This is a genomic window from Methanonatronarchaeum sp. AMET-Sl (assembly GCF_029854155.1).
In the GTDB taxonomy this organism is placed as follows: domain Archaea; phylum Halobacteriota; class Methanonatronarchaeia; order Methanonatronarchaeales; family Methanonatronarchaeaceae; genus Methanonatronarchaeum.
The window spans coordinates 91,910-103,935 of the sequence record NZ_CP122958.1 but is presented as its reverse complement, the minus strand read 5'-3'; the positions used below and the strand labels follow the sequence as shown (position 1 = coordinate 103,935).

The 12,026-nt window shown below is 37.3% G+C and carries 9 protein-coding genes; 6 read left to right on the top strand and 3 right to left on the bottom strand.

Annotated elements, in window-relative coordinates; translation table 11 throughout:
• Positions 1-49: 49 nt before the first annotated feature.
• The gene (locus QEN48_RS00505) at positions 50-649 is read right to left on the bottom strand and encodes a hypothetical protein (protein ID WP_280108463.1); all 600 of its coding nucleotides are present in this window, start codon (positions 647-649) and stop codon (positions 50-52) included.
• Positions 650-770: 121 nt separating this feature from the next.
• Between QEN48_RS00505 and QEN48_RS00500 the strand changes: the two genes are divergently transcribed.
• Genes QEN48_RS00500 through QEN48_RS00480 form a run of 5 tightly spaced genes read left to right on the top strand, consistent with a single transcriptional unit; the run spans position 771 to position 7,897 of the window.
• Positions 771-1,880 carry a DNA double-strand break repair nuclease NurA gene (locus QEN48_RS00500; protein WP_280108462.1) on the top strand — a complete coding sequence of 370 codons (1,110 nt, stop codon included), beginning with the start codon at positions 771-773 and terminating at the stop codon, positions 1,878-1,880.
• Positions 1,881-1,895: 15 nt separating this feature from the next.
• Positions 1,896-3,434, top strand: coding sequence for an ATP-binding protein (locus QEN48_RS00495; RefSeq protein WP_280108461.1), 1,539 nt, complete (start codon positions 1,896-1,898; stop codon positions 3,432-3,434).
• 18 nt (positions 3,435-3,452) lie between these two features.
• Positions 3,453-4,706 (top strand): DNA repair exonuclease, encoded by a 1,254-nt coding sequence (locus tag QEN48_RS00490; protein WP_280108460.1) that lies wholly within the window; start codon positions 3,453-3,455, stop codon positions 4,704-4,706.
• 33 nt (positions 4,707-4,739) lie between these two features.
• Positions 4,740-6,911, top strand: a complete 2,172-nt coding sequence (locus QEN48_RS00485) for an SMC family ATPase (RefSeq protein WP_280108459.1) — start codon at positions 4,740-4,742, stop codon at positions 6,909-6,911.
• A gap of 17 nt (positions 6,912-6,928) precedes the next feature.
• The gene (locus QEN48_RS00480) at positions 6,929-7,897 is read left to right on the top strand and encodes a ribonuclease H-like domain-containing protein (RefSeq protein ID WP_280108458.1); all 969 of its coding nucleotides are present in this window, start codon (positions 6,929-6,931) and stop codon (positions 7,895-7,897) included.
• Here the strand turns inward: QEN48_RS00480 and QEN48_RS00475 are convergent.
• Positions 7,894-8,619, bottom strand: coding sequence for a hypothetical protein (locus QEN48_RS00475; protein ID WP_280108457.1), 726 nt, complete (start codon positions 8,617-8,619; stop codon positions 7,894-7,896). The two genes, QEN48_RS00480 and QEN48_RS00475, sit on opposite strands and share 4 nt — an antisense overlap.
• A gap of 108 nt (positions 8,620-8,727) precedes the next feature.
• Between QEN48_RS00475 and QEN48_RS00470 the strand changes: the two genes are divergently transcribed.
• A complete protein-coding gene (locus QEN48_RS00470) occupies positions 8,728-9,684 on the top strand; it encodes a hypothetical protein (protein ID WP_280108456.1) in 957 nt (318 codons plus the stop codon).
• 446 nt (positions 9,685-10,130) lie between these two features.
• Here the strand turns inward: QEN48_RS00470 and gatE are convergent, their stop codons facing one another.
• The gene (gatE, locus tag QEN48_RS00465) at positions 10,131-12,023 is read right to left on the bottom strand and encodes a Glu-tRNA(Gln) amidotransferase subunit GatE (RefSeq protein WP_280108455.1); all 1,893 of its coding nucleotides are present in this window, start codon (positions 12,021-12,023) and stop codon (positions 10,131-10,133) included.
• Between the last annotated feature and the right edge of the window lie 3 nt (positions 12,024-12,026).

Below are 12,026 nucleotides of genomic sequence, written 5' to 3'. Positions count from 1 at the left end.
CAAAAAAAAGGGGTTTCAACACCCCAAAAACCCTACTTCTATTTTTTCTTTAAACTTCATACTTGATGTATTCACTAGAATCTACATTTCCATCTTCATCGAGGGGAATGAAATCCATAGCAGTTCCAAATCCATCTGGATCAGACCATTCTGAATGGACTTGAATACCTACTTCATCAGGATCATCAATTTCTTCAAGAGGCACCTCAAATATTAGTTCATATCCTCCAAAAAACTTTGAATCAACTGTGTAACCTGCTCCATCTATATCCATTAAATCTCCTTCAACAGGTTTTTCTGCATTGAAATATTCAGTATCACCAATGAACTCTAACGCAAGTGAGTTAACACTGGCTTCATCACTACCTAAATCCTTGACATTAACTTCATATACAGTTGCGCCTTCTTCAATGGTGTTTGGTATATCACCGTATGTCTCGATAGTTATCAATAAGTTTCCATCACTTACATCCAATCCAACCTTCTCCATATCTACGTGGTTCTGTATCTCTGGATCTATCTCTTGATCTGTAAGCATAGCAAGACCTTCTTCAGCAGAAACCGATTTATCATAACCACCTAAACATCCAGCAGTTGATAAAGCAAACGCGATTATTAATATTGAAATATAAACGTATTTTCTATCCATAAATATCCCCTTGGTATTAACCGACTATTACTATATGAATGTTAACGGTTGTTTTTTGTTTCGGTTACCTGACCGAGAAGTGATTTGTCTTTGTAATGCATATATAGTTGTGGATTTCAATATGAAGGATAATGCTCTATCCAACCTGCTTGAAGACCTTGGTGACAGTATTCGTAAAACAGATCCTGGCCAACCTTTGTTCAAAGGATTCAACTACACCCCAATCAAGTTATCTAGAGATAAATTCACTCCAATACCAAAGGGAGAAACAGATAGAAAAATTTCATTTATAGATGGCGGGAACATGGAGTTGTTCTCCTCCCCAATGTTCAGCGTCCACCTAATACGTATTTATTATAATGTTTTTAAAGGAAAGAAGAGAATTGAGCCAGGATCTATACCTCAGAGAATCGATTTCTATGCACTTGCCAGCGCCTCTGAACTGGATGGAGAAATAAAATATCAAGGAAGACTCTATCCAATCACTCCAGAACACAAAAAATACCTACCAGATGAAAGTGATTTAGAGTTAAAACTTAGTGAGGTAGTTGGAGAGCCCGACGAACAACTAAATATGTCCCGAATCGGTAGAGTATGCACAGCAGCAAGACGTTTCGCAGAATGGAAAGTTGCAGGCGATATCTCTAAACAAGAACTAAGTTCTGGAGACATAATGGTGATGGACGGTAGCCTACAGACATCTGTTAAAAACGAAACCAAGTATGCAGAATATGCATACAGAAAGGCATTAACCAATGATGTGGTCTATTCAGGCCTATCTAAAACCACAACCCTACACACAACAACAGGCAATAGTTTGGTTAAGGCCTTGAAGGACCTAGCAACCGACATAGATAAACCATGGTATTACTACCCGGTTGTTAAAAACACCGATCCAAACCATAGAGCTGAAATCTTTTTTGTAAAACTATATTCAACATCGGAATATGCATTTAGGTATGAACTGCAGAGGGATTGGATGGATGAAGTAGGGGAAAAGGAAATAGAATCTGTTTTAACAGCTCTATCCAATAACTCTAGAGATGTCAGGTTTCCGGGATATCCATATGGGTTGATAGATGCAGACAGAATGGCTAGTGTATCAAAGGAAGAGGCCTCTAGATATAGAGCCAGGTTTAGGGCGATGACAGAAGGAAATGATCTCTGGAATGAGTTACGTGGATATCTATCTGCTGTAGATGCTCATGACGTATTAAACAAAATAAGATAAGATAAGTGGTTAATAATGAATGTTGTTGGAAGAATTGTAAGTGGAGATTTTGACACAGTAAGAGTGAGACAGAAGGCAAGTGAAACAATAGAGATGGGAGATCTTCTTGTAGCAGAAGGTGAATCCTGGATCACATTACTCCAAGTACATGACTTGATGTACGGCTCCCAAATCCCGGAGAAGGAAAAAAACCTAGTTGCCGGAATGAAGTTAGAGGGATATGGAAGAGACCTCGACTTCACAGACCCAGAGTTAAGCAACTACATAATAGCCGACCTAAAAAGCCTTGTAACGGTAGAGAAAAACGGAGAACTACGTTCACACTCACCTAAAAAACTCCCACAATTCTTTTCAGGATTAAGAAGAGTCATAAAAGAAGATTTTAGTTTCATACAAGCCCACGAAAAACCTTTATCACTAGGAAACATCCGTTCAGGTTCAAGCGAACTGGATGTCGAGATAACCCTACCCGGAGAAGAAGTATTAAGACACCACATCCTAGTTCCAGCATCAACAGGAAAAGGTAAATCAAACCTGGTTAAAGCCATGTCATGGGAACTACTAAACCAAGAGTACTGTGGCCAATTAATAATCGATCCCCACGACGAATATATAGGGACAGCAGGAACTCCCGGCCTATCAAACCACCCAGACTCTAACCGCCTGCTCGAACCCTATTCACCAGGCAAAAACAAATCAGGGATAAATAAACTTGTTATAAACATCCAGGAACTAAAGCCCTGGGACCTAATCAAGGTAATCGACCTATCTAACGCCCAAACTGAAGCAATAAATGCATACTACCAAAAACACGGCCAAAACTGGATTAAAAAACTATTGTTAGCACAAGAACCTTTAAAAGGCGTTCAAGAAGTAACACTCGAAACTATGAAGAGAAAACTTGGTGTATACCTCGATATACATGAAGCGGAAAACGAATTAATCTGCAAAGGTATTTTCGACGAAAAAGCAGGTAAAGCAACAATAGACAATATAATTAACGCACTTGAATCAAGTAAAACAGTAATACTGGATACATCAAATTTAGAAGCTAAAATAGAGTTATTAATAGGCTCCATAATAGCTAACAGACTTTTCAATCGATATAAAAACTATAAATCCAGCGATAAACTCAAAACAAAACCAGTAGTATCAATAGTTCTAGAAGAAGCACCACGAGTAATAGGCGAAAACTCGGTTATGAAATCCGGTAACATATTTGAAAAAATCGCTAGAGAAGGACGTAAATTCAAGATAGGAATGACAGCAATAACCCAACTACCAAGCGTAATACCCAGAGAGATACTAGCAAACATGAATACAAAAATAATCCTAGGCATGGAGATGGGGAGTGAGAGAAAATCAATAGTTCAAAGCGCTTCACAAGACCTATCAAAAGACGATAGAAACATAGCCAGTTTAGACAAAGGAGAAGCTATAGTAACATCAACATTCACAGACTTCGCAATACCAATCAAAATACCCTACTTCGACGAAATCGCAGAAAAACAACAAAAAGAACCAGAAAACATCCAGTTCAGAGGAATAACATAACAACTGGAGGAAAACAATTTGAATAACTTCCGTTTCGCACATATCTCAGATATCCACCTAGGATCATGGAGTGGATCAAAACTAAAAGAAATAGCAATAAAGGCATTCAACAAAACAATAGACCAATGCCTAAATAAAGACGTCGACTTCATACTGATTTCAGGAGACCTATTCGAAACAGGAAGACCACCAACAACAGTTTTAATGGAAGCCTTCCGGAGATTAAGAGAAATAAACCAAAAAGAAATCGAAGTAATCGTCGTACCAGGCTCCCACGACTTCTCTCCATCCGGCAACACAATGTTAAATGTACTTGAATCCGCTGAACTCATAAAAAACGTAGGTAAAGGCCAAATGAAGAACGGTAAACTAAAACTCAGTTACCACGAACCAATCGAAGGAGTAAAAATAACAGGAATGCCCGGAAGAGCCGGCGCCCTAGAATCAAAGGCCTACCAAGTTCTCGACCACGAAAAACTCAAAAAAGAACCCGGATTCAAGATATTCATGTTCCACTCCGCAATAAACGAATACAAACCTGAATACCTAAAACGCATGAAAGGAATCAAACTCTCCCACCTACCAAAAAACCTAGACTACTACGCAGGCGGCCACGTACACAAACAAGACATATTTAAAGAAGATGAATATGGCCCAATAACATTCCCAGGCTGCATATTCCCAACCGACTACCGAGAACTAGAAAAAAACAGACATGGAAATTTCTACATCGTAGATGTAGTAGACGATGAAATAGATATCAAACCCCAAAAAATAGAGATCGCTCCAATAATATCAATAGAGATAGATGGAGAAAACAAAACACCAGACATGGTTGAACACGAAATAAACCAAAAAATACAGAAAAAAAACATAAAAAACTCAATAGTCTTATTAAAGGTATATGGTGTCTTAAAAACCGGTAAAACAACAGAAATAGGATTCAACAACATAAGAAACAAAATAACAGACCTAGGCGCAACAGCAGTACGAATAAACATCAACCAACTAAAAACAAAAGAATACCAAGAATTCGACGTAAAAGCAAGCGACCGAAAAGAACTCGAACAAAAATTAATAGAAGAACACACCGGACAGTTCGAACTTAAAAACAAATCAGACGAAGAAAAAAAAGAAATAACAAAACAACTATTCAACCAACTATCAACAGAACAAGAAGACGGAGAAAAAAAGAAAGACTACAGAGAAAGAGTAGTTCAAGACGCATTAAAAACACTTGGAATAAAAAAAGAGATAGAAAAAACACTATAAAACCCAAAAACCCTAAACCCTGAGAGGCAAAAATTGAAAGTCAATTCAATACACCTAAAAAACATACGAAGCTATAAAGAAGAACACGTAGAGTTCCCAACAGGAACACTTCTTTTATCAGGAGACATAGGCCATGGAAAATCATCACTACTCATGGCAATAGAGTTCGCTTTATTCGGCCTAAGAGGAAACCAACTATCCGGAGCAGACCTACTACGAGAAGGCACAAACAACGGATATGCAGAACTCACATTCACAATAAACAGCCAGAAATACACAGTCTATAGAGAGTTAACACGAGAAAACTCAGCAATAAGACAAGAAAACGGATACATCAAGAAAAACGCCAAAACCGAGTTAACACCAACCGAACTAAAAACAGAGGTATTCAAAATCCTTGGCTACCCAATGGAAATGGTCTCCAAAAGAAAATCACTTATCTATAGATACACAGTCTACACCCCTCAAGAAGAAATGAAAAAAATCATAGAAGCAGACGAAGAAACAAGACTCAACACATTAAGAAAAATCACTGGAATCAATAGATACAAAAAAATCCGAGAAAACATAGATGAAGTTAGAAAAAACTTAAGAAAACCATTAAACCAACTAGAAGGAGTAACAAAAGACCTAAAACAAAAACAACAAAAACAACAAAAAATCCAAGAAAAACTACAAAAACACCTAGAAAAACAAAAAACCCTAGAAAAAGACGTAGAAAACCAACAAAAACAACTAGATAAATTAATTGACCAAAAACAAGAAATCGAAAAAGAAATCGAAGAACTACATAAACTAGACAAAAAGAAAACAGAAATCAAAACCGCACTCCAAAACACCAAAGAAAGAATAAAAGAACACAAACAAGAAAAAGACCAAACACAAAACCGATACAACGAAATAAAAAAACAAACAAAACCCACAGACCTAAACCAAGAAACAATAGAAAAAAGACTAAACAAACTCCAAAAACTCAAAGAAAAATGCCATAAAAAAGAACCCGGAATAGAAAAAAACCTCGACCAAAAAATCCAAGAAAAACAAGAGATCGAAAAAGAAATCGAGAAACAACAAGACCAAATCAAAAACCTAAAAGCAACCAAAAAAACACACCAAAAAAACCTCTCAAAACTAAAAGAAACCAAATCAGAATGCCCAATATGTGGAAACCAACTCAACGAACAACACAGAAAAAAAGAACAAAACAAAAAACAAAAAAACATCCAAAACATCCAACAAAAACTACAAAAACACCAACAAAAACTAGAAAACCATCAACAAGAAATCCAAGAACTAGAAAACAAAATCGAAAACAAAATCAATGAAATACTCAACCGAATAGAAAACAAAACACAAGAACTAAAAAAAGACAGAAAAAAACTCCAAGAATACAAAGAAAAAACAAACCAAGCAAAAGAACTAAAACAAAAAATCCAAGAAAAACAACAAAAAATCCAACAACTCAAAAACCAAAAAACAGAAAAACAAACCAAATTAAACCAAACCCAACAAAAACTCAACCAACTAAAAACAACCAAACAAAAAAACCAGGAACTAGAAAACAAAATCGAAGAAAAAAGAACCAAATTAAACCAAACTCAACAAAAACTCATAGAAACCAAAACAAACATAAAAAACAGAAAAAGAGAAATCAAAACCATAAAAAAAGAAATCCAAGACAAAAAACAAGCCAAAAACCTAAAACAAAAAATAGAAAACCATAGAGAATGGCTCGAAAACCTCAAAAACCTATCAGCAACAATCGAACGAAAATACATGACACAACTCCAAATGAAATTCAACGAAATATTCAACACATGGTTCCGAATGCTAATAGAAGACAGCGACCTAAACGTACACGTAGACCAAGGATTCGCACCAATAATAGAAAGAGGCCAAACAGAAACAAAATACAAAAGACTATCAGGCGGAGAAAGAACATCAGTAGCACTCGCATACAGACTAGCACTAAACAGAGTAATAAACCAATTAGTAGAAGACATCCAAACCAAAAACATGATAATACTAGACGAACCCACAGACGGATTCAGCACAAACCAACTAGACAAAATAAGAGACATAATAGACGAACTCGACATGCAACAAATCATATTAGTATCACACGAACCAAAAATGGAAAGCTACGTCGACAACATAATCGAAATAAACAAAACAAACAACACATCAACAGCCAAAACACTATAAAAAAATATAGATACAAAATGAACCTCCAAAAATGGATCCAACACATCGACCCTAAAACCATCGAAAAAGGCCCAGACCACATAAAACAAAAACTAACAAAAAAATACAAAAACCAATCAATAGAACAACTACCAAACACAACCAAAAAACAAAACAAAAAAGGACAGTACATAGAACGAATAGAAACAACCAAGAAAACAATAAAAACAACCAAAACCCACAAAAAACACACAGACCTAAAACCAATCAAAGGAATCGGACCAAAAACAGAAAAAAAACTAAAAAAACAAGGCTACCAAACAATAAAAGACCTCAAAAAACATAAAAAATGGAGCAAAAAAGCAAAAAAACACCTAAAAAACACAAAAAAACCATATAAAGCAATACAAACACTACACAAAAAACTCGGACCCACATGCCATGAAGCCCTAAAACACACACCAGAACTAAAAAACAACGAAATAGCATTACTCGACATCGAAACACTCGGCCTAACAAACCAACCAATAATACTAATCGGAATAGGCCTACCACAAAAAAACCAACTAAAACTACATCAACTACTACTTCAAAACCCAAAACAAGAAAAAGCAGTCCTCCACCAAACCCAACAATACCTAAAAAACAAAAAAACAATAATCACATTCAACGGAAAAAGCTTCGACATCCCATACATAAAAAAAAGACAACACCACCACAAAATACCAACACAAAACCACCCAACCCACATAGACCTCTACCACTACACCAAAAAAACACACCAAAACCTGAAGAAACACAACCTAAACCACATAGAAACAACCCTACTTAACATAAAAAGAAAAATAGACATACCAAGCAAAAGAGTACCCGACTACTACCAAACATACCTAAAAAAACAAAACCCAGGACCATTACTACCCATACTCAGCCACAACCGACAAGACATACTCACACTAACAAACCTCTACCACAACATAACCCAAAACCTACCAAAACAAAACTAAATCCTCTCCAAAACATCCCTATACTTCTCCATCCTAATTTTGTCTCCTTCGCTTTGAACAAGCCAAGTCATCCATGTAATTTCAACCGACCGATAACCAGTCACATCTGACATATAATCAATCGTCTCAACCAACTCGATATCCCCATCAACAGGTAGATCAACATCTGCTCTAACCAAAATATCCTTAACCACCCTCCGCACAACACCATCAGGCATACTTGTATCAACACCACCCATCATCCTTAAATATTGATATGTCACAACCCCAACCCCCTTAACCTCTCCAACAGGGTTCTCCCTCCAACCAACCAAACTACTTTCACTAGCCCAACGCCTCAAAGCCAACCTATCATCCAACCCATGCCTATCACCAACCTTATCAATCAACTCGGCAACCTTCCTAGCAACATGCCAAGACCGCTCGTTCTTCCATAAATCACTGACAACATCATGTTCCAAACTACTTAAATCACTTAAATTAACAATTCTACCTCGCTCTACAAACCGGTTTTCAAACTCCATTACCTGTGGAACAACGATATTAAAGTAATTGAGTCCAACAGATGTGAACGCGGCATCCAAAACCATTAAAACAACCGAGCCACCCCACCTCCGAGTCTCGAGACATCGATTGCAATGCCTATCTAAACCAATAGCTAACTCCATATAACTATCAACAACCTCTCTTAACCTATCGACTTCATCACTAGCTAAATCCACTTGACATCCTCCCTCTAATATATCGAATAATTTTTGGGTATATTTTATCGTTTTTTGGTGGGAATATATTTGTTTGGAGACGGACTACTATGCTAAGAGGTTTTGTTTATGGTAACTTTAAATGAGCTGCATGAATTTGCTGTAGAGCAAGCTATTGAGGTTGATCCACGGGATAGGTCTCGAATTGAAGAGATTCTTGATGAGAGAAGTGAGGAGTATGAGGATTTAGAGGGGGTTCGGAAGGACAGTTATGATTTAAATCGGTTGGAGAATCCCTATGATGATAGCAAGGTTTTGTATGCTGGTGATAGAGAGGTTGAGAAGGTTGCGGTTGGAATTGATATTGAGACGCAGGATTTATTACTTATAGATAGGTTGAATGAGAAAGGTCATGAGATAACTGGAGCTATTGCTCACCATCCTGAGGGTCGTGGGTTAGCTAACTTGCATGAAGTTATGAAGATGCAGGTTGAGACACTTGAACAGGTTGGGGTCAGTATTTCACAGGCTGAAGCTATTGTGAGGGGTCGAGTTGATGAGGTTCGTAGAGGGGTTCACTCTGGGAATCACCCTAGATCTGTTCAAACAGCTGAACTACTGGATATTCCTTATGCATGTTTCCATACACTAGCTGATAATCATGTGAATAGTTATCTAGAAAGGTATGTTGAGGAGGAAGATCCTGACCGAATATCAGATTTGATAGATGTATTGCTTGATATACCTGAGTATGAATGGGCATTAGATTATGACCTTGGTCCAACCATATTTAATGGCAAAAAAAAGAACCGTGTTGGTAAGGTTTCTTACGACATGACTGGTGGGACAGAGCTTAGTAAAGATCGGTTGGAGAAGATGGCTCAATCTGGAGTTAACACTATAATAGCTATGCATATGTCTAAGGATCAGATTAAGGAGGCTAAAAAACAAAACATCAACGTTGTTGCGGCTGGACATATATCTTCAGACTCGGTAGGCCTGAATCTGTTGTTGGATAAAATGGTGGATAAGTTTGGTATTGATGTAGTTGAACTCTCTGGATTTAAGAGGGTGAGTCGGCTGTGAACTAACGCCTTTCCCAAAAGGGGTTTTGGGCGTTTTTTTAAGATAAAAACATTTTTTTGTGGTTTCCTCAGCCTATGTGGGTTGGGGTTTTTTATTAATTTATGTTTGTGTGGGGTATGTGTATTGGGTTTTGTGTGTTGGTGGGTTTGTGGGGTTGTTTTGTTTATTTGGTTATTTGAGGTGTTGTGGAAGTTGATTTAGTTGGGTTTGTGTGGTTATGGGTTGTTTTGGTTGTTTTTGTTGTGTTTTTCTGTGTTTTGTGGGTTGTTTTGGTTGTTTTTGTTTTTGTTTGGTGTTTGTTTTGGTTAAGAGGTGTTTTTATTGGGTTTTGTTTTTGCGATGGTTTTTTATACCATAAGGTAGAAAGGTTTGTATGAAGGGTGCGCTGGCGGTATCCCATCCCCTCCAAGATTGAATCCGCTTTGCACCCTTTCTTTATATTTTTTTTATAGTTTCTTTTGGATTTCTTCTTTGAGTAGTTGGCTTGCTGTTTCTCCGTCTATTCTTTTGTCTAGTTCTTGCATAACTACTCCCATTAGTGGTCCGAGTGCGGCCATTCCTCTTTCTTGTATGAAGTCTTCTTTTTGGCTGGCTATTTTTTGTATTGTTTTTTTTGCTTGTTTTTGGTCTATTTTTGTTTTTCCTGTTTCTTTTGCTGCTTGTTTTGGTGTTTTTTCTGGGTTTTTTGTAAGTTCTTTCAGTATGTCGGGTATTACTTCTTTTGATATTTCTTTGTGTTCTAGTAGTTGGAATGTTTGTTTGATGTGGCTGGATGTTATTTTGTTTGTGTTATGGCCTTCTGATTTGAGTTCTTGTAGTGTTCCTGTTAGTGTTTTCACGATTATTGTGTGTGGTACGTCTTTTTTTGCTATTTCTTCGAATATTTTGGCTTGTTGGTTTTTTGTTATGTTTTTGGCCATTTCTTTGTTTATGTCGTAGTTTTTTGTGAGTCTCTCTATTTTTTCTGATATTAGTTCTGGTAGGTTTTGTTTTATTTCTTTGATTTGTTGTTTTTTTATGTCTACGGGGGGTATGTCTGTTTCTGGGTACATTCTTTCTGAGCCTGGTAGGGGTCGCATGTATTCTGATCCACCGTTTGGTAATGGTTTTCTTGTTTCTTCTGGTACTCCCTTGATTGCTTGTTCTGCTCTTTCGGTTACTGCTTTATGTGCTTCTTGTGCTTTTTTTGGTTTGTCTGCGATTATTATTATGCAGTCGTTTGGTTTGGCGTTCATTTCTTCTCGGAGTTTTTTGAGTTCTTTTTCGGTTATGCCGTATTTGGGTAGTTCGTCTGTGTGGAATATTCCTCCGACTCCACCTGCTTTTTTTGCTCTATCTGATAGTTCGGTTCCTAAACGCCTGTTTTCTTGTATTTCTTTTCCGACAAGGCCTTTGAATCCTTTTAGGTTTTGGGCTAGTACGGCTCCGTTTTTTAATGCGTTTTTGATTATGCTGGAGCTTGTTTTTTTGAATAGGTGGGAGACGTCTTTTATGTCTCCATCTAGTTGGGTTATGTTTCTTTTTTGTAGTTCTTTTTTTATTTCAAGGAGTTTGGTTTGGCGTGTAACTTCTTTTTTGATGTATGTTTCGATTAGGTCGAGTTCTTGTGCTCCTTTTAGTTCGATTCTGTTTCCTTTTTCTATGCTTATGTTTATGTCTTGTCGTATTGTCCCGATGCCTCTTTTGACTTTTTTTGTTGATCTTAGTATTTCTCCCATTTTTTCGGCAAATTGACGGCCTTGTTTTGGTGTTTTTATGTCTGGCTTGCTTCCGATCTCTATTAATGGTATTCCAAGTCGGTCAAGTGAGTATGTTATTTCTTCGTCACCGATTTCTCCTGTTATTTTTCTACATGATTCTTCTTCGATTGATATTCCTTCTATACCTATTTTTCCTTCTTCGGTCTCTATTTCTCCGTCGGTTGCCACCAATGCGGTTCTCTGGAACCCAGTGGTGTTGGAGCCATCTATAACTATTTTACGCATTGTGTGAACTTGATCCACTATTCTGGCGTCTAGAAGTAGGCTTACTTCCATACAGATATCTAGTGCTTCTTTGTTCATTGGTTGGGGTGGCTCTTCGTCACATTCAACGAGGCAGGTGTTTTCTTTATATCCATGGTATCGATAGAGTTTTGATAGCCGTGCTTCTTCAAGCGCTGCCCTATCGACTTCTCCTAACTCGCTTTCTGTTGGATGGAGGTATCTAGTGAATGTGTAGTCTGGTTCTTCTTTTTCTGATAGCTTTGTTGGGCAGTTGCAGAAAAGTTTGTTTTCTGTATCTAGTTGTTGATGAAATTCGAATCCGACCTTTAATCCAAGTTCTTTGAATTTACTCATAAA

Excerpts from the sequence above, each read along its gene's own strand:
- QEN48_RS00505 (WP_280108463.1), bottom strand. The coding sequence starts at position 649 with ATGGATAGAAAATACGTTTATATTTCAATATTAATAATCGCGTTTGCT.
- QEN48_RS00500 (WP_280108462.1), top strand. The coding sequence starts at position 771 with ATGAAGGATAATGCTCTATCCAACCTGCTTGAAGACCTTGGTGACAGT.
- QEN48_RS00495 (WP_280108461.1), top strand. The coding sequence starts at position 1,896 with ATGAATGTTGTTGGAAGAATTGTAAGTGGAGATTTTGACACAGTAAGA.
- QEN48_RS00480 (WP_280108458.1), top strand. The coding sequence starts at position 6,929 with ATGAACCTCCAAAAATGGATCCAACACATCGACCCTAAAACCATCGAA.
- QEN48_RS00470 (WP_280108456.1), top strand. The coding sequence starts at position 8,728 with ATGGTAACTTTAAATGAGCTGCATGAATTTGCTGTAGAGCAAGCTATT.
- gatE (WP_280108455.1), bottom strand. The coding sequence starts at position 12,023 with ATGAGTAAATTCAAAGAACTTGGATTAAAGGTCGGATTCGAATTTCAT.